22 protein-coding genes are annotated in these 22,266 nt (G+C 66.6%); 10 read left to right on the top strand and 12 right to left on the bottom strand.

Annotation, left to right across the window (positions count from 1 at the left end):
• Window positions 1-62: 62 nt before the first annotated feature.
• From CAG29_RS17365 to CAG29_RS17350, 4 genes are all read left to right on the top strand, one after another.
• The gene (locus tag CAG29_RS17365; RefSeq protein ID WP_085580005.1) at window positions 63-788 is read left to right on the top strand and encodes a murein L,D-transpeptidase catalytic domain family protein; all 726 of its coding nucleotides are present in this window, start codon (window positions 63-65) and stop codon (window positions 786-788) included.
• A gap of 232 nt (window positions 789-1,020) precedes the next feature.
• On the top strand, window positions 1,021-1,278 hold the full coding sequence (locus CAG29_RS17360) for a DUF2790 domain-containing protein (protein WP_085580003.1): 258 nt from the start codon (window positions 1,021-1,023) through the stop codon (window positions 1,276-1,278).
• A 12-nt stretch (window positions 1,279-1,290) separates the two neighbouring features.
• On the top strand, window positions 1,291-1,962 hold the full coding sequence (locus CAG29_RS17355) for a heavy metal response regulator transcription factor (RefSeq protein ID WP_085580001.1): 672 nt from the start codon (window positions 1,291-1,293) through the stop codon (window positions 1,960-1,962).
• Window positions 1,959-3,377, top strand: coding sequence for a heavy metal sensor histidine kinase (locus CAG29_RS17350; protein ID WP_085694865.1), 1,419 nt, complete (start codon window positions 1,959-1,961; stop codon window positions 3,375-3,377). The genes CAG29_RS17355 and CAG29_RS17350 overlap by 4 nt, the downstream gene beginning before the upstream one ends.
• Before the next feature lie 312 nt (window positions 3,378-3,689).
• Here the strand turns inward: CAG29_RS17350 and CAG29_RS17345 are convergent, their stop codons facing one another.
• On the bottom strand, window positions 3,690-5,081 hold the full coding sequence (locus CAG29_RS17345) for an MFS transporter (RefSeq protein ID WP_085694864.1): 1,392 nt from the start codon (window positions 5,079-5,081) through the stop codon (window positions 3,690-3,692).
• Between the two features lie 102 nt (window positions 5,082-5,183).
• Between CAG29_RS17345 and CAG29_RS17340 the strand changes: the two genes are divergently transcribed.
• A complete protein-coding gene (locus tag CAG29_RS17340; RefSeq protein WP_085579997.1) occupies window positions 5,184-6,071 on the top strand; it encodes a LysR family transcriptional regulator in 888 nt (295 codons plus the stop codon).
• Here the strand turns inward: CAG29_RS17340 and CAG29_RS17335 are convergent.
• Window positions 6,068-6,688 carry a cell wall hydrolase gene (locus CAG29_RS17335; protein ID WP_085579995.1) on the bottom strand — a complete coding sequence of 207 codons (621 nt, stop codon included), beginning with the start codon at window positions 6,686-6,688 and terminating at the stop codon, window positions 6,068-6,070. The genes CAG29_RS17340 and CAG29_RS17335 overlap by 4 nt on opposite strands.
• Before the next feature lie 200 nt (window positions 6,689-6,888).
• Between CAG29_RS17335 and CAG29_RS17330 the strand changes: the two genes are divergently transcribed.
• Window positions 6,889-7,740, top strand: coding sequence for a CAP domain-containing protein (locus CAG29_RS17330; RefSeq protein ID WP_085579993.1), 852 nt, complete (start codon window positions 6,889-6,891; stop codon window positions 7,738-7,740).
• Window positions 7,741-7,956: 216 nt separating this feature from the next.
• On the opposite strand, the gene CAG29_RS17325 is transcribed toward CAG29_RS17330, so the two are convergent.
• From CAG29_RS17325 to CAG29_RS17310, 4 genes are all read right to left on the bottom strand, one after another.
• A complete protein-coding gene (locus CAG29_RS17325) occupies window positions 7,957-8,112 on the bottom strand; it encodes a DUF2474 domain-containing protein (protein ID WP_085579991.1) in 156 nt (51 codons plus the stop codon).
• A complete protein-coding gene (gene cydB / locus CAG29_RS17320; protein WP_085579989.1) occupies window positions 8,099-9,115 on the bottom strand; it encodes a cytochrome d ubiquinol oxidase subunit II in 1,017 nt (338 codons plus the stop codon). The genes CAG29_RS17325 and cydB overlap by 14 nt, the downstream gene beginning before the upstream one ends.
• A gap of 17 nt (window positions 9,116-9,132) precedes the next feature.
• The gene (locus CAG29_RS17315) at window positions 9,133-10,548 is read right to left on the bottom strand and encodes a cytochrome ubiquinol oxidase subunit I (protein WP_085580109.1); all 1,416 of its coding nucleotides are present in this window, start codon (window positions 10,546-10,548) and stop codon (window positions 9,133-9,135) included.
• A gap of 109 nt (window positions 10,549-10,657) precedes the next feature.
• Complete coding sequence (locus tag CAG29_RS17310) at window positions 10,658-12,982, bottom strand: FdhF/YdeP family oxidoreductase (RefSeq protein ID WP_085579987.1); 2,325 nt, start codon at window positions 12,980-12,982, stop codon at window positions 10,658-10,660.
• Window positions 12,983-13,334: 352 nt separating this feature from the next.
• On the opposite strand from CAG29_RS17310, the gene moaA reads away from it, so the two are divergent.
• From moaA to CAG29_RS17290, 4 genes are all read left to right on the top strand, one after another.
• On the top strand, window positions 13,335-14,333 hold the full coding sequence (gene moaA / locus CAG29_RS17305) for a GTP 3',8-cyclase MoaA (protein WP_085579985.1): 999 nt from the start codon (window positions 13,335-13,337) through the stop codon (window positions 14,331-14,333).
• 27 nt (window positions 14,334-14,360) lie between these two features.
• Complete coding sequence (locus CAG29_RS17300) at window positions 14,361-15,260, top strand: bestrophin family protein (protein ID WP_085579983.1); 900 nt, start codon at window positions 14,361-14,363, stop codon at window positions 15,258-15,260.
• 206 nt (window positions 15,261-15,466) lie between these two features.
• Window positions 15,467-16,759 (top strand): MFS transporter, encoded by a 1,293-nt coding sequence (locus tag CAG29_RS17295; RefSeq protein ID WP_085579981.1) that lies wholly within the window; start codon window positions 15,467-15,469, stop codon window positions 16,757-16,759.
• A 10-nt stretch (window positions 16,760-16,769) separates the two neighbouring features.
• Window positions 16,770-17,537, top strand: coding sequence for a substrate-binding domain-containing protein (locus tag CAG29_RS17290; RefSeq protein ID WP_085694863.1), 768 nt, complete (start codon window positions 16,770-16,772; stop codon window positions 17,535-17,537).
• Here CAG29_RS17290 and CAG29_RS17285 read toward each other — a convergent pair.
• From CAG29_RS17285 to CAG29_RS17260, 6 genes are all read right to left on the bottom strand, one after another.
• Window positions 17,527-18,435 carry a LysR family transcriptional regulator gene (locus CAG29_RS17285; protein ID WP_085579977.1) on the bottom strand — a complete coding sequence of 303 codons (909 nt, stop codon included), beginning with the start codon at window positions 18,433-18,435 and terminating at the stop codon, window positions 17,527-17,529. The two genes, CAG29_RS17290 and CAG29_RS17285, sit on opposite strands and share 11 nt — an antisense overlap.
• 78 nt (window positions 18,436-18,513) lie before the next feature.
• Window positions 18,514-19,134 (bottom strand): DUF2867 domain-containing protein, encoded by a 621-nt coding sequence (locus CAG29_RS17280; protein WP_085694862.1) that lies wholly within the window; start codon window positions 19,132-19,134, stop codon window positions 18,514-18,516.
• Window positions 19,135-19,214: 80 nt separating this feature from the next.
• On the bottom strand, window positions 19,215-20,267 hold the full coding sequence (locus CAG29_RS17275; RefSeq protein ID WP_256576720.1) for a ketoacyl-ACP synthase III: 1,053 nt from the start codon (window positions 20,265-20,267) through the stop codon (window positions 19,215-19,217).
• Window positions 20,268-20,269: 2 nt separating this feature from the next.
• Window positions 20,270-20,512, bottom strand: coding sequence for an acyl carrier protein (locus CAG29_RS17270; RefSeq protein WP_085630463.1), 243 nt, complete (start codon window positions 20,510-20,512; stop codon window positions 20,270-20,272).
• Between the two features lie 35 nt (window positions 20,513-20,547).
• Window positions 20,548-21,906, bottom strand: coding sequence for a class I adenylate-forming enzyme family protein (locus CAG29_RS17265; protein ID WP_085694861.1), 1,359 nt, complete (start codon window positions 21,904-21,906; stop codon window positions 20,548-20,550).
• 32 nt (window positions 21,907-21,938) lie between these two features.
• On the bottom strand, window positions 21,939-22,250 hold the full coding sequence (locus CAG29_RS17260) for a hypothetical protein (protein WP_085579968.1): 312 nt from the start codon (window positions 22,248-22,250) through the stop codon (window positions 21,939-21,941).
• Window positions 22,251-22,266: the final 16 nt, after the last annotated feature.

Raw genomic sequence — 22,266 nt, 5'->3', positions numbered from 1 at the left:
GCGGGGGACGACTGGACGTCAGGAGCCTAGCCAGACAAGCAGCAAGTGAGGACTCTCTGTAAATGTTGACGACGTTTCGCCGACTTCTGCTGACTGCCATCGTCCCGGCCTTGATCGCCGCCTCGATGACCAGCCCAGCCATTGCCGCCGGCACTGCCCGGCCATCCCTCTACAACAGCCTCGCGCACGCCGCACCGGAACTCAATCCCCAGGCGCTGAAAGGTGCCCTGAACGCCATGCAGTGCGCGGTCAACAGCGGCGCCCGGCAATCGCGCCACCTGGCGATCATCGACTACTCGCAGCCGTCCACGGCCCGCCGCCTGTGGATCTTCGACCTCGCCCGCCGGAAACTGGTGCTGCGCGACCTGGTCGCCCACGGCTCCAACTCCGGGGAAAACTACGCCACCCAGTTCTCCAACCGCGAGGGCAGCTACCAGTCCAGCCTCGGGCTGTTCCGCACCCAGGAAAGCTACGAAGGCACCCACGGCTATTCGCTGCGCATGGACGGCCTGGAACCGGGCTTCAACGACATGGCCCGCGACCGCGCCATCGTGATCCACGCCGCCGACTACGTGAACCCGTTGTGGAGCCAGCGCCAGGGCCGCATCGGCCGCAGCCAGGGCTGCCCGGCGGTGCGCCCGCAGGTGGCCAAGCGAGTGATCGACAGCCTGAAGGACGGCCAGTTCATGTTCTCCTGGTACCCCGACCAGCACTGGCTCAAGTCCTCGCCGTACCTCAACTGCCAGCCGCAGCAGGTCGCCGGGATCATCAGCTCCGCCGGCAACTGATCCCTGCATCATTGGAGCCCTGCACGGTCCTCTGTGGGAGCCAGCCTGCTCGCGATGGCGCCAGTGAAGGCACCGCAGAACCGGCCAAGACCGTCGCTCACGCCGACCGTCTCGACCATCGTTTCATTACAGCTTTGTAATCAAGCTGTCGGTTTGCCGAGCGGATCGCCCGGTAGCCTGAAGTTGTCCCGGCACCTGTGCCGACCCACTTCACGCACCGAGCGACCCCATCATGAAAACCCTGATCCTCGCCTTCGCCGCCCTCCTCGCCACCGGTTCCGCGTTCGCCGCGCCTGCGCCGGAACCGACCGTGATCCACGACCAAAGCGGCTTCTTCGTTCATCTGGATATCGACAAAGTCCTGTCCAGCACCGATATTTCCCAGGCCTGCGGCGTGATTCCGGCGCGGCTCAACTACCTCGACCACCAGGGCCGCGAACATGTGCTGGACTATCAGGTGCAAGGCAGCGGCTGCACCAATGACCATTGAGGCCAAACGCCCATGAACATCCTCGTCGTCGAAGACGAACCCAAGGCCGGCAACTACCTGCTCAACGGCTTGCAGGAACTGGGCTACAGCGTGAGCCTGGCGCGCAACGGCGCCGACGGCCTGCACCTGGCGCTGGAGCACGGCTTCGACGTGATCGTGCTGGATGTGATGATGCCGCAGATGGACGGCTGGGAAGTCCTGCGCCGGCTGCGCAAGGAAGCCGACACGCCGGTGCTGTTCCTCACCGCCCGCGACGACATCGCCGACCGGGTCAAGGGCCTGGAGTTGGGCGCCGACGATTACCTGATCAAGCCGTTCTCCTTCGCCGAGCTGGTGGCGCGCCTGCGCACCCTGACCCGGCGCGGGCCGATCCATGAAGAGGAACAGCTGCAGGTGGCCGACCTGCAGATCGATGTGCTCAAGCGCCGGGTCACCCGCGCCGGCACACGGATCGTCCTGACCAACAAGGAGTTCGCCTTGCTGCAACTGTTCGCCACCCACACCGGCCAAGTGCTGTCGCGTTCGCTGATCGCCTCGCGGGTATGGGACATGAACTTCGACAGCGACACCAACGTGGTCGATGTCGCGGTGCGTCGCCTGCGGGCCAAGCTCGACGATCCGTTCGCGCTCAAGCTGATCCACAGCGTGCGCGGCATCGGCTACCGCTTCGATATTCAGCCATGAAAACCAACGGCACCTATTCGCTGACCCTGCGCCTGGCGCTGGTCTTCGCCCTGCTCGCCTTCGCGTCGCTGGCGGGCCTGGGGGCGGCGCTGTACAACGAACTCGAAGAACAGCTGATCCGCCGCGACGACATCCAGCTGGCCAGCCGGGTCGATCAGCTGCGCACCTTCCTCAACGACAGCAACACCCTGGAGCTGATCAAGAACAAGCCGGCGCTGTTCCAGAACATGCTCGGCAACCGCGAGGCCCTGCTCACCATCGGCGCGCCGGGGCAGCCGCCGCTGCTGGTGGTCAACCCCGGCAACCTCGCCACCCCCAGCGTGCCCGCCGTGCCCATCGGCCACCCGATGGCGCTGAGCGACGTGAAGCATCTGCCGAGCATCAACGGCGTGCCGTTTTCGGCGGTGGCGGCGACCATCGACTCCGGCGAACTGGGCAACCTGCAAGTGCTCACCGGCCGCCTGATGACCGAACGCACGGCGATGCTCGCCACCTACCGGCTCAGCGTCTACGGCCTGGCGACGCTGGCGGCGGCGGTGCTGGCGCTGATCGGCTGCCTGCTGGTGTACCGTGGCCTGCTGCCGTTGCGCCGGCTGGCGCGGCATGCCCACGGCATCGGCGTCGGCAACCTGGGCGAGCGCCTCGACAGCCACGGCACGCCCCGGGAGCTGAAGCCGATGATCGATGCGTTCAACGCCATGCTGGACCGGCTCGCCAAGGGTTTTGCGCAACTGAGCCAGGTGTCCACCGACATGGCCCACGAACTGCGCACGCCGATCAACAACCTGCTGGGCGAAACCCAGGTCGCGCTGCAGCAGAACCGCAGCGTCGAGGCCTACCAGCAACTGCTCGCCTCCAACGTCGAGGAACTGGAACGGCTGGCGCGGATGCTCGACAACATGCTGTTCCTGGCCCGCACCGATCCGGCCAGCGCCATGAGCCAGCGCCAGGAGCTGGACGCCGCCGACGAGATGCAGCGCATCGCCGACTACTTCGAAGGCCTGGCGGCGGACGCGGGCATCTGCATCGAGGCCCGCGGCAGCGGTGTGATCTGGGCCGAACCGATGCTGCTGCGCCGGGCCCTGGCCAACCTGTGCGCCAACGCGATCAAGTACGGCGCCGCGGATTCGACGGTGCGGGTCGAAGCCGCCGCCGGACCGGACGGCAGCCGCCTGCGGGTACGCAACCACGGCCCGACCATCCCGGCCGAACACCTGCCGCGGCTGTTCGAACGCTTCTACCGCGTCGACCAGTCCCGCCAGCGCTCGGCCCAGTCCAACGGCCTGGGCCTGTCCATCGTCGCCACCATCATGCAACTGCATCAAGGCCGCTACAGCGCCAGCAGCGCCGACGGCGAGACCTGCTTCGAACTCTTCTTCCCCGCCCGCCAAGCGCCGTCCCGAGAACACCCCTGAACCCGCCGACATCCCCATCGCCTGTCCCACCGCCATCGCCGGCAAGCCGGCTCCCACAGGTTTTTGTGGTGTGCGCGGGTTCAGTATTCACCTTGGGCCCTGTGGGAGCTGCGGTGCGACGACTCGACTTGCCAGCGATGAGGCCAGCCCAGCCGACATCCCCGTCGCCTGACCCACCGCCATCGCCAGCAGGCTGGCTCCCACAGGGGACCCTGGGTGTTTGCAGGATCCAGGTACACCACAAAACCTGTGGGAGCTGGCTTGCCAGCGATGAGGCCGGCACTGCCGCCATCCCCATCACCTGACACTCCGCTACCGCTGCCCCACCAACGCCGACAGGTTGCGGGCCGTGCCGTTGACGGTGAGGGCGATGACCATCAGCGTCGCGGCGACGCCAAAGGTCAGGTGCAAGCCTGCGGCAATCATGGCGGCCGGTGCCTGTGCCGGATCGCCGGCGACCCGGGCGAACACGGTTCCCATCGCCGCCGCCCCGGTGATCAGCCCCAGGTTGCGGGCCAGCCCCAGCATCGCCGACATTACCCCGCGCAGGTCCTGGCCGACGTCCGCCATCAGGGCACTGCTGTTGGCCGCCTGAAACAGCGCATACCCGGCGGTGACCCACGCGATCGGCAGCAGATACCCCGGCAACCCAAGGCCCGCCGGCAACACCGCCAGCAACACACAGCCGCCGGCCATGGCCGCCAATCCGCCCGCCACCATGCGCCGCGTCCCGAAGCGATCCACCAGCCATCCCGCCGGCACGCCGCCGAGCGCCGCCACCAACGGCCCGACCGACAGCGCCAGGCCCACCGCCAGGCTGCCCAGCCCCAACCCTCGGCTCAGGTAGAACGGCCCCACCACCAGCGTCGTCATCATCACCGTCGCCACCAACGCCGTCATCGCCAGACCGGCGACGCGCCGCGGATCGGCAAACAGCGCCATGCGCATCAAAGGCGCCGCCGCACGCCGCTCGACCGCGACAAACAGGCCCAGGCCCAGCAGGCTGATCGACAACAGCGCCACCGTGGCGCCCGGCGTTCCCGTGACGGTCATCGCCAACGCATACGCCGCCAGGGTCAGCGCCAGCGCCAACGTCCCGGCGTGGTCGAACCGCACCCGCTTCTCCACCCCCCGATCCGCCGGCAGGTGACGCCACACCAGCCAGCCGTTGAGCAGTCCCAACGGCACGTTGATCAGGAAGATCGACGGCCACCCCGTCTGCGCGATCAGCAGCCCGCCCAACGACGGCCCCAACGAAGTGCCGATGGCCGACATCGTGCCCAGCAGCCCCATCGCCCGGCCGGTCTGCGCCTTGGGCACCGCATCGCCCACCAGTGCCGCCGTCAGTGCCAGCATCACCGCCGCGCCGAGCCCCTGCACCGCCCGCGCCGCGATCAGCCACCCCAATCCGGGCGCCAGCGCGCAACACAACGACGCGGCGGTGAACAGGCCGATGCCGATCAGCATCAGGCGACGCCGCCCGATCAGGTCACCGAGGCGACCTGCGCTGACGATCAACGTGGTGATCGCCAGCAAATAAGCGAGGACGACCCACTGCACCTGCGCGAACGCGGCGCCGAAGGCGGCCGCCAGCGTCGGCAGGCCGGCATTGGCGATGCTGGTGTCCAGGGACGGCATCAGCATGGACAGGGACAGGCCGGTCAGGGCCCAGCGGGAGGAACGGTGTAAAGGCAGTGGGGACATGGCAGGCGCTCTTCGCGAAGGTCATGGGCGCAGCCTATGTCTGGACGAGACAAGGCGGAAGACGCATGCTTTGCACTCCATACCTGCACGAAACGCCATGTCATGAATGCACCGGACCTGAACCTGCTGATCACCCTCGACGTGCTGCTCAGCGAAGGCAGCGTCGCCCGCGCCGCCGAGCGGCTGCGCCTGAGCCCGTCGGCCATGAGCCGCGCCCTCGCCCGTCTGCGCGACACCACGGGCGATCCGTTGCTGGTGCGCGCAGGGCGCGGCCTGGTGCCGACGCCTCGGGCCGTGGCCCTGCGCGAACAGGTCGGCCGCCTGGTGCAGGAAGCCGAAGCGGTGCTGCGCCCCGTCCAGGCGCTGGATCTCGGCCAACTGCAACGCACCTTCACCCTGCGCAGCAGCGACGGTTTCGTCGAGACTTTCGCCGCCGCCCTGCTCGCCCTCATCGCGGCGCAGGCGCCCGGCGTGCGCCTGCGCTTTCTGCAGAAAGCCGACCAGGACAGCGCCCCCCTGCGCGAAGGACGGGTCGACCTGGAGACCGGGGTGGTCGGCACGCGCACCGACGACACCCTGCACAGCCGCATCCTGTTCGAGGACCGTTGGGTCGGTGTCGTGCGGGCGGGCCATCCGTTGGCGTCGGGCAAGGTCAGCGCCAAGCGTTTCGCCGCCGGCGCGCACGTCCATGTGTCGCGGCACGGGCGCGAGACCGGCCTGGTGGACGATGCGCTGCACGCCCAAGGGCTGGCGCGGGAGATCGTCACGCTGGTCGGCGGCTTTTCCGCCGCCCTGGCGCTGGTGCGCGACTCGGACCTGATCGCCACGGTGCCGGAGCGCCACACCGGCTCCCTGCGCGCAGGCCTGCACAGTTTCAGCCTGCCGGTGACGTTGCCGCCGCTGACCGTCTCGATGCTCTGGCACCCGCGGATGGACGCCGATCCCGCCCACCGCTGGCTGCGCGACTGCGTGCGCCAGGTCTGCGCCTAACGGGCGTCGCCGCCGGCGGGTTTGTAGAAGAGGAATTTCGCCGTCTCGGCGGTCTTGCGGTACTCGTTCGCCCAGCTCGGGTGAACGTTGCGGTCATGGAAATACAACGCGCCGTGGGTGCGATCCGTCAGTTGGCGGTTGAGGGCCTTGGCGGCGATCTCCTTGGCCAGCGCGTACTCGGCATCTTCCTTGACCTGGTCCGGCCTGCCGTCGCACCACCACGAGAACTGGCAGCTCTTAGTCTCCGACCCCTGCTTGACCACCTCGCAGACCGTGCCGGGAAACCCGTCGTGGCCGAGCCGGTTCATCACCACGCTGGCCACGCCTTCCATGTCGGCGGTGTCCTTGCCCTTGGCTTCCCAATAGATGCTGCGCGCCAGGCACGTAATGGGATCGTCCAACGGTGCCGCGCCCGCCGGATCGACCGCCTGCACTTCGGTCGGGGTGATGGCTTGCGACTTGGGCGCCGGTGCGGCGCTGACCTGGTCGGCGGCCTTTTCCTCCAGCACCTGGGCCTTGGCTTCGGCCTTTTCCTGGATCGGGGCTTGTTCGGCGGCCAACGCCGGGCCGCACGACAAGGTCAACGCAAGACAGACAACCACGCCTTTGAATCCCATGATCGACACTTCCGGCAGCGCCCGGTCCGGGCAATGTGTTGTGCGGCTGAGACACCCGGATTGCGGGGCTCTCGCAGAGTGTAGACGGCAAAATCCGAGGCCATGGGGCGCGGAAAAATCGCCGCCGCGAAGAAAAAGGCATTGCACCCACCGGGGCCCTTTCGCGCATGATGTGCGCACTCAGCCCAAGGGAGATTTCCATGCGCTTCATGCCATCCGCTCTGCGCCTTGCCGCGTTGTCCGTGGGCCTGGCGTTCGCCGCCTCGGCCATGGCCACCGACGAGTCGCAACTGGTCGAGTCGATCAACAGCTACCGCAGCCAGCCACAGCGCTGCGGCACCCAGGCGTCCAGCGAACTGCCGCCGCTGTCGGCCGACCCGCGCCTGATCCTGCCGGCCAGCGGCGTCGTCGACCTGCAGCAGGCCATGGCCCGCGCCAGCTACCCGATGGTCAACGTGCAGGCGATCAGCCTCAACGGGCCGAGGGATGCGGCGGCGGCGATGAAGGCGATCCAGGAGAGTTTCTGCCAGGTGGTGCTGGATCCGCAGTTCGTCGATGTCGGCGTCAGCCGCAGCGACCGCGACTGGCGCATCACCCTGGCCCGGCCGTTGCTGTCCGCCCGCCTCGGCGACGGGCCAAGCGAAGGCCAGAAACTGCTGGAGCAACTCAACGCCGCCCGAGCCCAGCCGCGCCAGTGCGGCGGCCAAGCGTTCTCCGCCGCCGGGCCGCTGGCGTGGAATGCGGTGCTCGGCACCGTCGCCCAGGACCACAGCCGCGACATGGCCAACAAAAACTACTTCGACCACAAGGACCGCGACGGCCGCACGCCGGGCGACCGCGCCGAACTGGCGGGCTACGGCGGCCAGCAGGTCGGCGAGAACATCGCCGCCGGCCAAGACACCGTGCAGAAAGTGGTGGCCGGCTGGCTCGCCAGCCCCGGCCATTGCGCCAACCTGATGAACCCGCAGTACCGCGAACTCGGCGCCGCCTACGCGGTGGACCCGAAGAGCGACGCGGGCATCTACTGGACCGCCCTGTTCGGCGCCGAGTGACGCCATCGCCAGCAGGCTGGCTCCCACAGGGAATGGTGGTGCTAGCAGATGCTGTGCTCACCGCAATAAAACGGTGGGAGCCAGCCTGCTGGCGATGAGGCCGGCACTGACGACATCTCCTACGCCTGACCCACCGTCATCGCCGGCAGGCTGGCTCCCACAGGTTTCCTGGGCGCATTAAAAAACCGGAGCCAGGCTCCGGTCTTTTCTGCAGGGTCAGTGGGTCCTCATCCCCGCCGCATACATCAACAGCTTCAGCACGCTGGCCACCACCGCCAGCGAGGCGACGCTGCCCAGCCAGATCAGCAACAGCCAGCCCAGGCGCCGATGCCAGCGCTGCGGTTTCACGTCACGTCGCTCAATGGTAGCCATCGCCGATCCTCACTTTGCCGCGGAACACGTAGTAGCTCCAGAAGGTGTACATCAGGATCACCGGCAGGATGAACAGCGCGCCGATCAGGGCGAACAGTTGGCTGGTGGCCGGTGACGCCGCCGCCCACAGGCTGACCGACGGCGGGATGATGTTCGGCCAGATGCTCAGCGCAAGGCCGATGTAGCCCAGGAACATCAGCACCAGGGTGAACACGAACGGCCAATGGGTGTGACGCCGGCGCAGCGAGCGCAGCAGGCCGAACAGCGCCAGCAGCGCCAACACCACCAGCCCCGCGAACACCGTCAGGTGCGCATGGGTGAACCAGCGCCCCGCCAGCTCCGGATGCAGCTTGAGCGTCCACACGCCGATCACCACCACCATCGCCAGCAGCAGCCACGCCAGCGGACGGCTGTAGTGGCGCATCCGCGATTCGAGCATGCCTTCGGTCTTGACCAGCAACCACGTGCTGCCCAGCAGCGCATACGCCACCACCAGGCCGACGCCGCAGGCGAGCGGGAACGGTGCCAGCCAGTCGAGGCTGCCGCCGGCGAACTGACGGTCCACCACCGGGATCCCGGCCACGTAGGCGCCGATCACCACGCCCTGGGAGAACGTCGCCAGCAGCGAACCGCCGATGAACGCCAAGTCCCACAGATGCCGCTTCTCGGCCGGCGCCTTGAAGCGGAATTCGAACGCCACGCCCCGGAAGATCAGCCCCGCCAGCATGAACACCAGCGGCAGGTACAGCGCCTCCAGGATCACCCCGTAGGCCAGCGGGAACGCGCCGTACAACGCCGCCCCGCCCAGCACCAGCCAGGTTTCGTTGCCGTCCCACACCGGCGCGACGGTGTTCATCATCACGTCGCGCTCCTGCCCGTCCGGGATCATCGGGAACAGGATCCCGAGGCCCAGATCGAAGCCGTCCATGATCACGTACATCATCACCCCGAAAGCGATGATCACGCCCCAGATCAATGACAGGTCGATGCCTTGAATACCCATGTCTCAACGCTCCTTATTCAGTGGATCCGGCTGGCGGATTCGAGGTGGACGTTGGCGGCCGAAAGCGGCCGGCGCGGTGCCTGCTGGCTGTCGTCCTCAGGATCGTGGTCGTGGTGCGGCTGCGGGCCCTTGGCGACCAGTTTCATCATGTAGCCGATGCCCACGGTAAACACCGAGAAGTAGATGACCACGAACAGCGCCAGCGACGTGCTCATCTGCGCCACCGAGTGGTGCGACGCCGCGTCATGGGTGCGCAGCAGGCCGTACACCACCCACGGCTGACGCCCGACTTCGGTGGTGATCCAGCCGGCCAGCAGCGCGACCAGACCGCTCGGCCCCATCAGCAGCACCAGGCGCTGGAAGCCGCGGTGGCGGTAGACCGCGCCCTTGCGCCGCAGCGCAAAGCCGAGCACGCCGACCAGGATCATCAACATGCCCAGCCCGGCCATGACCCGGAAGCTCCAGAAGATGACGGTCGAGTTCGGCCGGTCTTCCTTGGGGAAGCTCTTGAGCGCCGGGATCTGCTTGTCGAGGCTGTGGGTCAGGATCAGGCTGCCGAGGTACGGGATCTCCAGCGCGTATTGGGTCTTCTCCGCCTGCATGTCCGGGATGCCGAACAGCACCAGCGGGGTCGGCTCGTTGCCGTGGTTTTCCCAGTGGCCCTCGATGGCGGCGATCTTCGCCGGCTGGTGCTCCAGGGTGTTCAGGCCATGGGCGTCACCGACCACCGCCTGGATCGGCGCGACGATCAGCGCCATCCACAGCGCCATGGAAAACATCTTGCGCACTTGCCGGGTGTCGTTGCCCCGCAGCAGGTGCCAGGCCGCCGACGCACCGACGAAGAACGCCGTGGCGACGAACGCGGCGATGGCCATGTGCGCCAGGCGGAAGGGGAACGACGGGTTGAACACGATGGCCAGCCAGTCCAGCGGCATCACCCGCCCGTCCACCACCGAGAAGCCCTGCGGGGTCTGCATCCAGCTGTTGGACGCGAGGATCCAGAAGGTCGAGATCAGCGTGCCGATGGCGACCATCACCGTGGCGAAGAAGTGCAGCCCCCGGCCCACGCGGTTCCAGCCGAACAGCATCACGCCGAGGAACCCGGCCTCAAGGAAGAACGCCGTGAGCACCTCATAGGTGAGCAACGGCCCGGTGACGCTCCCGGCGAAGTCCGAGAAGCCGCTCCAGTTGGTGCCGAACTGGTACGCCATGACCAGGCCGGACACCACGCCCATGCCGAAGTTGACGGCGAAGATCTTCGACCAGAAATGGTACAGGTCGCGGTAGGTGTCGTTGCCGGTCTTGAGCCACAGGCCTTCGAGCACCGCCAGGAAGCTCGCCAGGCCGATGGTGATCGCCGGGAAAATGATGTGGAACGAAACCGTGAACGCGAATTGAATCCGCGCCAGGTCCAGTGCCTCCAGGTTGAACATGATGATGTCCTCATCAAGGCTGAAAAGCGGCGGCACACGGCCGGGCCACCGCCAGGCGCGAACGCCTGCAGCCAGTCGAATTGCGAAAGGGTCGGATCGCTTCGGGCGGTTACGCCACCGACGACGGAATCAGGTTGCTCGCCTCGGCCGCCTCAAGGCGGATCGCCACGAACTTGGAGGTCGGCGTGTAGGTGCGGTCGCCGTAGCTTTCCAGCGGCACCAACGGGTTGGTCTCCGGGTAGTAAGCGGCGGCCTGCCCTGCGGGGATGTCGTAGGCGATCAGGGTGAAACCGCTGACCCGCCGCTCGCGCTCGTCGTCCCACAGCGCCACCAGGTCGACCTTCTGCCCCGGTTCGAACCCGAGCCGGCGGATGTCCTGTTCGTTGGCGAACACCACGTCGCGCATGCCGTACACCCCGCGGTAGCGGTCGTCGAGCCCGTACAGGGTGGTGTTGTACTGATCGTGGGAGCGCATGGTCTGCAGGATCAGGTGCGGCTTGACCGGCAGGTTGCGCACGCCTTCGCTGATCAGGTGCTCGGGCAGCACGCACGGAGTGAACTGGGCCTTGCCGCTGGCGGTGTTCCAGACCCGGTCGGAGGCATCGTTGCCCAGATGGAAGCCGCCGGGGGTCAGCAGTTTTTCGTTGAACCGCTCGAAGCCCGGAATCACGTCGGCGATCAGGTCGCGGATGCGCCCGTAGTCGCCCACCGCCCATTCCCAGTCGATGGGGTGCTTGCCCAGGGTCGCGGCGGCGATGCCGGCGATGATCGCCGGTTCCGATTTCAGGTGCGGCGACTTGGGTTTGAGCTGGCCGAACGACAGGTGCACCATGCTGAAGGTGTCCTCCACGGTCACGCCTTGGGGGCCTTCGGCCTGGACGTCGATGTCGGTGCGGCCCAGGCACGGCAGGATCAGCGCGTCGCGGCCGGTCACCAGATGGCTGCGGTTGAGCTTGGTGGAGATGTGCACGGTCAGGTCGCAGTTGCGCATCGCCGCGTGGGTGCGCGGGGTGTCCGGGGTGGCTTGGGCGAAGTTGCCGCCCAGGCCGATGAAGACCTTGGCTTCGCCCCGTTCCATGGCGCCGATGGCCATGACGGTGTTGTGCCCGTGCAGGCGCGGCACCTTGAACTTGAAGCGTTTCTCCAGGGCATCCATCAGATCCTTGGGCGCCAGTTCGTTGATGCCCATGGTGCGGTCGCCCTGCACGTTGCTGTGCCCGCGCACCGGCGACAGCCCGGCGCCCGGACGGCCGACGTTGCCGCGCAGCAGTTGCAGGTTGATGACCTCCTGCAGGGTCGGCACCGAATGCACGTGCTGGGTCAGGCCCATGGCCCAGCACATGATCACGCTCTTGGCCCGGGCGTACATGCGCGCGGCCAGTTCGATGTCGGCCAGGGTCAGGCCGGACTGCTCGACGATGTGTTCCCAGGAGGTGGCGTCGACCTGGGCCAGGTAACTGTCGAGGCCCGAGGTGTGGTTGGCGATGAAGGCGCGGTCGAACACCGGCTCGCCGCCGGTGGCCAGGGCTTCGCGCTCCCATTGCAGGAGAAACTTGACCATGCCGCGGAACACCGCCATGTCGCCGCCCAGGGCCGGACGGAAGTACGCGGTGTTGGTCGCTTCCCAACCGTTGCTGAGCATTTCGATGGGGTTCTGCGGGTTCTGGAAACGTTCCAGGCCACGCTCCTTGAGCGGGTTGAAGCACACCACCTGGGCACCGCGCTTGACCGCTTCGCGCAGCGGTTCGAGCATGCGCGGGTGGTTGGTGCCGGGGTTCTGGCCGATCACGAAAATCGCGTCGGCGTGGTGCAGGTCCTCATACACCACCGTGCCTTTGCCCACGCCCAGGCTTTCGATCATGCTCACGGCACTGGCCTCGTGGCACATGTTCGAGCAGTCCGGGAAGTTGTTGGTGCCGTAGGCGCGGACGAACAGTTGGTACAGGAACGCCGCCTCGTTGCTGGCCCGGCCCGAGGTGTAGAACTCGGCCTCATTGGGCGACTTCAGGCCCTTGAGGTGGCGGGCGATCAGGGCGAAGGCTTCCTCCCAGGTGGTTTCCACGTAGCGGTCGATCCGTGCGTCGTAGCGCATCGGGTGGGTCAGCCGGCCCTGGTATTCGAGCCAGTAGTCGCTCTGCTCGGCCAGGGTCGAGACCGTGTACTTGTTGAAGAACGCCGGGTCCACCAGGCGCCCGGTGGCTTCCCAGTTCACGGCCTTGGCGCCGTTCTCGCAGAACTTCAGCAGGCCGGCGCCGGGCGCCTCGCCCCACGCGCAGCCCGGGCAGTCGAAGCCGCCGTTCTGGTTGGTCTTGAGCATGGCGCGGATGTTCTTCAGGGCGTTTTCACTGCCCAGCCAGTTCTTGGTGAGGCTGATCACCGCCCCCCATCCTGCAGCGGCGCCCTTGTAGGGTTTGTAGCGGTCGACTTGTGACATGGGACTTCTCCATGACGGTGCACACAGGCTAGAACCTGATCTCGGTTGAACGGCGACGACTGTCTTTGAACTAAAACGCCGTCGTTTCATTTGCCGGGCCAAGGATAGGAACGAGGGCAAAACATTGTCTAATCGCTATTAACGACCACCTTATCGAAACCATCTATCACGACGAAAAACCCTTTATTCATAGGCATTTGCAGAACTAACGAAACATCAGGACGGCAAAAAAAGTTCATCATCGACAGCATCAATCAGTCGTTCATTAAGAGTGATTGGACGTGTTTAAAAGTTGCCCATAACCTGCGCCGACTCCCGCCGTTTTCCGCGGCGTCACCCAAGCGAGGCTGTCATGTCAGAGCGCGTCTTGATCGATGGTTTCAACCGCCGCGTCGACTACCTGCGTCTGTCGGTCACCGACCGCTGCGACTTCCGCTGCGTGTATTGCATGGCCGAGGACATGCAGTTCCTGCCGCGCCAACGGGTGCTGACCCTGGAAGAGATCTTTCAGGTGGCGCAAAGCTTCGTGAAGCTGGGCACCCGCAAGATCCGCCTCACCGGCGGCGAACCTTTGATCCGCCCCGGCGCGGTCAAGCTGTGCGAGCAGATCGCCGCCCTGCCCGGCCTGCGCGAGCTGTGCCTGACCACCAACGGCTCGCAGCTGGGCAAGCTCGCCGCGCCGCTGTTCGACGCCGGGGTCAAGCGCCTGAACGTCAGCCTCGACAGCCTCGACGCGGACCGTTTCAAGCAGCTGACCCGCACCGGCGACCTGGCCCAGGTGATCAATGGCATCGATGCCGCGCGCAAGGCCGGATTCACCCGCACTAAACTCAACTGCGTGGTGATGCAGGGCCGCAACGACCATGAGATCAACGATCTGGTGCGTTTCGCCATCGACCGGGAGCTGGACATTTCCTTCATCGAGGAAATGCCCCTGGGCGCCATCAGCGAACACAGCCGCGCCGAGTCGTTCTTCTCCAGCAGCCAGGTGCGCGAGCGGATCGCCGAACGCTACACCCTGATCGATTCGGCCGAGTCCACCCAGGGCCCGTCGCGCTACTGGCGCCTGGCCGAGGCGCCGCAGATCCGGCTGGGGTTCATCTCGCCCCACAGCCACAACTTCTGCGGCACCTGCAACCGGGTACGGATGACGGTGGAAGGCCGCCTGCTGCTGTGCCTGGGCAACGAACATTCGGTGGACCTGAAAGCGGTGCTGCGGGCCCACCCGGGGCAACCGGAACGGCTGGAGAAGGCGATCATCGAGGCGATGAAGCTCAAGCCCTACCGCCATAATTTCGAAGTGAACGACGACGTCCAGGTCGTGCGCTTCATGAACATGACCGGCGGCTGACCCGCCACCCCTTCAAGGCAGACGTGCATGATCATCCGACCCAAGGTCAACCAGTTCGCCATCCTCTTCACCCTCAAGGGGTCGATCGCCAAACGCATCGCGATGCGCGCACTGATGGTCACGCTGCTGGCGTCGGCCATCGTGCTGGTGGAAATCCTGCACCCGAGCAACTTCACCAAGGTCAACGCCACGCCGTTCACCTTGCTCGGGCTGTCGCTGTCGATCTTCATGAACTTTCGCAACAACGCCTGCTACGACCGCTGGTACGAGGCGCGCAAGGCCTGGGGCGAGGTGATCGTGCACGTCCGCTCGGTGATCCGCGAGACCCACGTCATCCGCGAGTCCGCCGAGCGCCGCTCGCTGCTGCGCAACCTCTGCGGCTTCGCCCATGCGCTCAATGCGCGGCTGCGCCGGGAAGACGAAGCGGCGGCCAGCGCCGATTGGGTCACGCCCAAACCCGATGCGCAGGTGCCGGACTACAGCGGGCGGATCCTGCAGCAGATCGGCCAGCAATGCTCGGACCTGCATCAAAGCGGTGCGCTGAGCGAGTGGCGCTACATGCTGCTGGCCAACCACCTGACCAGCCTCACCCAGGCGCAGGCGGTGTGCGAGCGGATCAAGAACACGCCGCTGCCCTTCCCCTACACCTTGCTGCTGCACCGCACGATCTACCTGTTCTGCATCCTGCTGCCGTTCGCCATGGCCGAGCCGCTGGGCTGGCTGACGCCGTTGTTCACCGCCATCGTCAGCTACACCTTCTTCGGCCTGGACGCCATCGCCGACGAACTGGAAGACCCCTTCGGCCGCGACGAGAACGACCTGCCGACCGATGCGCTGGTACGCAACATCGAGCGCGACATCCTCTCGGAACTCGGCGCCGCGCAACTGCCGCCGGCGCTCACGCCGGTGGACTATGTCCTGAGCTGATCGACTCGCGCCTGCCCTTCGGTGCCTTCTCTGACGTCATCGCCAGCGAGGGCTCGCGCAGGACCCGACATTGATCCGCACAGCGCATCAATCCATGCCAACAATGCAATTAACAGATCGATCCTGCTGCGCCACTATCCGCCCCAATAAAAACCGTGCGCCGCCCTCCCGTCGCGCACGTCATAAAAGCGGTGGAGTACTTTTCTATGACAGCCTCAATCCCACACGGCGGCTCGCGGGCCGGCGCCATTTTCCGGGTCACCTCGGGCAACTTCCTCGAACAGTTCGACTTCTTCCTGTTCGGCTTCTACGCCACGCAGATCGCGGCGGTGTTCTTTCCGGCGAGCAGTGAGTTCGCCTCCCTGATGATGACCTTCGCGGTGTTCGGCGCAGGCTTTCTGATGCGTCCGCTGGGGGCCATCGTGCTCGGTGCGTACATCGACGACGTGGGCCGGCGCAAAGGCCTGATCGTCACCCTGTCGATCATGGCCAGCGGCACGATCCTGATCGTGCTGGTGCCCGGCTACGAGACCATCGGCCTGTTCGCCCCGGCGCTGGTGCTGATCGGGCGCCTGCTGCAGGGCTTCTCCGCCGGTGCGGAGCTGGGCGGCGTGTCGGTGTACCTGGCGGAGATCGCCACACCGGGCAACCGCGGCTTCTTCACCGCCTGGCAGTCGGCCAGCCAGCAGGTGGCGATCGTCGTCGCGGCGGCGCTGGGCTATGCGCTGAACCAATGGATGGCGCCGCAGGCGATCGCCGACTGGGGCTGGCGGATTCCGTTCTTCGTCGGCTGCATGATCGTGCCGTTCATCTTCCTGCTGCGGCGCAACCTGGCGGAGACCGAAGAGTTCGCCGCACGCAAGCACCGCCCGAACATGGGCGAAGTGTTCCGCACCCTGGGTCGCAACTGGACCGTGGTGCTGGGCGGCATGCTGATGGTGGCCCTGACCACCACCGCGTTCTACCTGATCACCGTGTACGCGCCGACCTTCGGCAAGACCGTGCTGCACCTGAGCACCTCCGACGCGCTGCTGGTGACCTTGCTGGTGGGTGTGTCGAACTTCTGCTGGCTGCCGGTCGGCGGCGCGCTGTCGGACCGCATCGGCCGGCGTCCGGTGCTGATCGCCATGGCGTTGCTGGCCCTGGCCACCACCTACCCGGCGCTGTCGTTCCTGGTGCAGGCACCGAGCTTCAGCCACATGCTGCTGGCGCTGCTGTGGCTGTCGTTCATCTACGGCCTGTACAACGGCGCGATGATCCCGGCGCTCACCGAAATCATGCCGGTGGAAGTACGGGTGGCGGGCTTCTCGCTGGCCTACAGCCTGGCGACGGCGGTGTTCGGCGGCTTCACCCCGGCGATGTCGACGTTCCTGATCGAATACACCGGCGACAAGGCCGCACCCGGTTACTGGATGAGCGTCGGCGCACTGTGCGCGCTGTGCGCGACGCTGTACCTGTACCGCCGTGCCGGCGGCCGTCTGCAACCGGTCGCGGCGTAAGGAGCCTGCCATGAAAAAATTGATCAGCCTCACCGCCCTCGCCCTGTTCGCCATCAGCGCGTGGGCCCAGGCCGAAGAGCTGCGGGTGATGACCTCCGGCGGCTTCACCGCGGCCTACAAGATCCTCGGCCCGAAGTTCGCCGCCAGCAGCGGCAACACCCTCGACACGGTCCTCGGCCCGTCGATGGGCAAGGCGCCGGAAGCGATCCCCAACCGACTCGCCCGTGGCGAGCAGGCCGACGTGGTGATCATGGTCGGCTACGCCCTCGACGACCTGATCAAGCAAGGCAAGGTCGACCCCGCCTCGCGGGTGGAACTGGCAGACTCGCGGATCGGCCTGGTGGTGCGCGAAGGCGCGCCGGAGCCGGACATCGGCAGCGTCGAAGGCCTGAAGAAAACCCTGCTGGACGCGCACTCGGTGGCCTACTCCGACAGCGCCAGCGGCGTGTACATCGAGCAGCAGCTGTTCAAGAAACTGGGCATCGAAGATCAGTTGAAGCCCAAGGCCAAGATGATCCCGAAAATCCCGGTGGGCTCGGTGGTCGCCAGCGGCGATTACCAGTTGGGCTTCCAGCAGGTCAGCGAACTGCTGCCGGTGCCGGGGGTGAGTTTCGTGGCGAAGATCCCGGAAGCGGTGCAGTCGGTGACCCGTTTCGCCGCCGGCATCCCGGTGGGCGCGCAGCACCCGCAGGAAGCCAAGGCGCTGCTCGCCTACCTCGCCGCACCGGCCGCCCAGGCCGACGTGCAGGCCACCGGGCTGGACTCGGTCAAGCGCTGACCGGCTGCACCTTCATCTCCACCACCAGCCGTTCCAGCTCCAACGCCGCCGGGGTCAGGGTGCGACCCCGGCGCTTGATGATGCCGACGCTGCGCATCACCTGCGGCTCGGTCAGCGGGATCCGCGTCAGGATCGGATGGTCCGCCGCCGGCATCGCCATCAACGGCACCGCCGCCACCCCCAGCCCCGCCTCCACCAGACCGATCATGGTCGTCACGTGCCGCGTTTCGCAGATGCTCGGGCGCTGCGGCACCACGTGGGTCAACGCCTGGTCCAACAGAAACCGGTTGCCCGAGGTCTTGTCCAGCGAGATGTAGTCCTGGCGGTAGAACTCGTCCCAGGTCACGCTGCTGCGCCCGGCCAACGGATGGTCGCGGCGGCAGGCCACCACGTAGCTTTCCTGCACCAACGGCTCGAAATCCACCCCCGCCTCCTGGGTGCCCATGAAACTCAGCCCGAAGTCCGCCTCGCCATTGACCACCGCGCTGAGCACGTCGTGGGCGCTGGAGTCGAGCACCTTGACCTTGATCCTCGGGAACTGCCGGTGATAGCGGGCCACCACCCGGGGCATGAAGTAGTACGCCGCCGACGGCACGCACGCCACGGTGACGTGGCCCAGGCGGGTCGAGGCCACTTCGCTGATGCCCAGCAGCGCCACGTCCAGGTCGTCCAGCAGGCGCTCGACGCTGGGCATGAAACCGCGCCCGGCCTGGGTCAGGCTGACCTTGCGCGTGGTGCGTTCGAACAGCTTCACGCCGAGGGCGTCTTCGAGCTTTTCGATCCGCCGGCTCAGGGCCGGCTGCGACAGGCGCACGGTGTCGGCGGCCTTGCGGAAACTGCCCTGCTCGACCACGGCGCGAAAGGCTTGCAGGTCGTTGAGGTCGAAGTTGATGGCCATGGCGGGACTCGGGCTGGATTGATTCGCGGAGGCTATGAATGTTACCAATTGATGCAAATCATTACAGCAGCGGACACCCTACCGGCCCGCCGTCGACAGCTGCCGCTCGATGGCGGCCAGGTTGCGTCGGCGTATCCAGCCGCTGGCCAGACGGATCGCCAGCCAATAAGGCGTGAACAGCAGGCGGGTGCGGGTGTTGGGGCAATGCACGAAGGTCTCGGTGCGCAGCGTGCGCGCGCCTTGCCCTTGCTCGATGACCTGGAAACGCAGCACCAGCCGGGCGATGCGCGGGTCGTCCAGCGCCGTGAACGCCTGCGCATCCGGGACGCGGTTCACGTTCAGGTCCGGGCGCCAGAAACGCCCCGCCAGGCCCATGGACACTTCGTCCGGAGTGCGTTGCAGCGGCGTGAACGAATCAAAGCCGAACGGCGCGCCGGCCGGCTGCGTGCGCCGGTTGCCCAGCATCCTCAGCAGTTTCGCCGGCAGCTCGCGCAGCGACAGCAGTGCGTTGACGACGCAGTCCTCGCGCATGTCGAAGGCGCAGACCGCGTCGATGATGCGCTCCGGTGACGCCAGGATCGTGCCCGACTCATGGCATTCATAGAATTGGAACGTCGGCAGAAACGGCGAAGGCGAAATCCAGGGCGCAACGGCCCGGCTCGGGATGATGCCCAGTGCCGTCCAGAAGGTCGGGTTCATGAAATCTCCCTTGAGGGGCAAACGAGCGGACGTGACGGTGCCCCTGAAAACCCAGGGCACCGCCACGCCGCACAGACAGCTTAGGCTTGCGCACGCACCTCTGCGTCCGCCGGTTCAGCCTTTTCCGGCACGAAGCACGGCGCCACGGCACGGGTCTGGCGAAGGTCGACCTTCATCGCGCCCCACGACAGCCCGGCGCCGAAGCCGCACAGCACGACGTGCTGCGCCTGCGGCGTGCCGACGGCGGCATGCCGCGACAGGACGATCGGGATGGACGTGGAGCTGGTGTTGCCGACGCCGTCGATGTCCACCGGCATTTTCTCCGGGGCGACGCCGATCATCCGGCGCAGGTAATTGAGCATGAAGCCGTTCGCCTGGTGCAGCACCAGCAGGTCGAGCGACTCGGGGCTCAGCCCCGTGTCGTCCAGCAGCGCCTTGACGGTCTGCGGCACCCGGGCGAGCGCGAAGTTCATCACCGCCGTGCCGTCCATCTGCAGGCAGCGGATGCTTGCGCAGGCCTGGCTGTCCGCGTCCCGGGTGTAGGCGATGTCGGAGGCCAGGGCCTCGCGGCCGCTGCCGTCGGTGCCGCAGACGAACTCGAACGAACTGTCACCCGCCTCCAGCAACGTGGCGGACGCCGCGTCGCCGAACAGCATTTTCACGTGCCGGTCACGCTCGTCGAGAATCCGCGTGGTCACATCGCCCGTGCACAGCAGGATCCTTTTGCAGGCCCCGGCCGAGATCAGCGCCCCCGCTTGCACCAGCGCGCTGACATAGCCGGAACAGCCGGCGGTCACGTTGATGACCAGGCAATGCTGCGGCAGGCCCAGCGCCTGCTGGACGATGTAGCCGACCCCCGGCGCCCAGGAATCCGGCGTCTGGGTCACCACGATCAGCCCGTCGATGTCGTCGGCGGCGCACAGCCCTTGATCGAGCAGGTGGCGGCACGCGGCGATCACCAGATCGGACGTGTGCAGGGTCTGGGTCTCCCTGACCGACTCGATGCCCGTGCTTTTCGCGATGCGGGCGACTTCCTTGGCGCCGAACAGCTCGGCGAAGCCGTCCAGCCCCACGCTGCGTTCGGGTAGCGCGGCCGTGACCGCGCGCACCGCAACCCCGGAAATGGTGTGCATGGTCAGGCCACTCCTTTCACTTTCCCGGCGGCCAGGTCGAAGATGTCCTGCACCGTCGCCACGCCTTCGATCTCTTCGCCGGAGATGGTCGTGCCGGTGGTTTCGAACACCAGCGCCACAATCGAGATGCGCGCCATCGAGTCCCAGAAGTCGCTGCTTTCCAGCAAGGTGTCGCCCTTCAGTTCGTCCAGGGGGATGGACAGGATGTCGGCGATGCTTGCGCGCATTTTTTCCATGTCAGCCATGTGTCATTTCCTTATCGTTTGATGGCAATCGGGGCTCACGACCCGCTGAGGACGCCGGGATGGCGCATTTTCTTGAAACGGCTGGTGATCAGCGGCGTATCGCTGACGGACACCACCCTGGGCAATTGTTCCGGCGCCAGCACGCCGCGGATCTTGGCGTACAGCACGGCCTTGAAGTCCTCCAGCGCCTGGGGCGCCAGCAAGGTGAAGCGCGCCGCGACGATCTGGCCGAGCAACGGGTTGGGCTGGCCGTACACGACCACGTCAGACACGTTGTCGACGCCCATCAGCACGCTCTCGACGTGCGCCGGGAACACCTTCTTGCCGCCGACGTTAATCACGTCCACCGCCCGCCCGGAGACCCGGAAAAAGCCCTCGTGCTCATCCGTCAGGTCGTGGGTGATCAGGTAGCCGTCGTCCGTCAGGTCGCCGGGGCCGGTCAGGTAACCGAGCATGTTGGTCGGCCCGCGCACCTGCAGGATCCCGTCGACGACCCGCAGGCGGTAGGCCGGATCCTCGATCTTCATCCAGGCGCTGTCGCCGGCCTTGACGTCGCACGGCAGCACGCCGATTTCCGACATGCCGTAGAGCTGGCGCAGTTTCACGTCCGGCAGCAGGTTGGCGATGCGCTGGATGGCGTCGGGGGAGCTCGGCTCGGAACCGAAGTAGATGCGTTGCAGGCTGCGGGTGTCCCACTTCTGGAACACGCCGGTAATCGTCGCCAGGTTGAGCAGCGTCGGCGACACGTGCAGCGTCTGCACCTGGAACGCCTCGACGCAGCGGCCGACCTCCTGGGGCGAACGCTCCTTCGGCAGCACCAGGGTGCCGTGGGTCGCCAGCGCCTGCAGCACGGTGACCAGCCCGCCGATGTGGTCGAACAGCAGGAACGCCAGGATGGCGCCGCACCGCTCGGCATTCATGTAGCGGTCGAAGAACGGCGCCACGCCGTGCACCACGCCTTTGGCGGGCCCGGTGGAGCCCGACGAAAACACGATGAAACCGGCCTCGCGGCGCGACAGCAGACCTTCGACGGTCGCCGGCAGCGCACGCGCTTCATGGGCCGCGAACGCGAAGCCTTGGGAACCGCTGCCCGTCACGGTAAACCGCGCGCCCGACGCTTCGGCCAGGTGCGCCAACTGCTCGTCGGCCTTGGGCACCGACAGCGCGACCACGTTGTTGCGCAGCCACAGCGCGAACAGCATGCAGACGCTGTCGAAGCTGTAGTTGTCCACCAGCAGGACGCAAGCGTCGCTGAGGCCGCGGGACGCGAGTTCCTCGCCATAGGCGTGGATCCGCTCATGCAGTTGGGCGTAGGAGAAACGGCCCTCGTCGCTGACGATGGCCGGCTTGTCCGCGCCGTCTTTCAGGTGATTCAGAAACTCGACAACTTGCATATCCACCTCTCGATAAAAGTGCGGTCGCCGGATCAGCTCGCCTGGGCTTCAAGCGCAGGCGACAGGCGGCTCATGACGTAGGCGGCCAGCGTGCCGAGCGTGGCGAACGGCGTGGCGGTCGGCGGCAGGTCGGAGGTGTCGGCGAGGTGGACCTCGACGCCGAACCGGCTGCGGATCTGCTCTTCGGTGTCGACGATGATCGACACCAGGGTCATGGAGTCGATGGTGCCTTCGATGCCATACAGCGGGCTGTCCTCGCCCCGGGACAGATCGATGGGCTCGGGCAGCAGCAGGTCCTGTTGCCGCACGACGGCTTCGACGAGGGTTTTGACGGTGTTCAGCATTCCAACATTCCTTTAT

Origin of the sequence: Pseudomonas sp. B7(2017) (assembly GCF_002112745.1) — a bacterium.
GTDB lineage: Bacteria > Pseudomonadota > Gammaproteobacteria > Pseudomonadales > Pseudomonadaceae > Aquipseudomonas > Aquipseudomonas ekonensis.
Note: the sequence above shows the minus strand (reverse complement) of the source record. Positions and strands in the feature narration are given on the sequence as shown.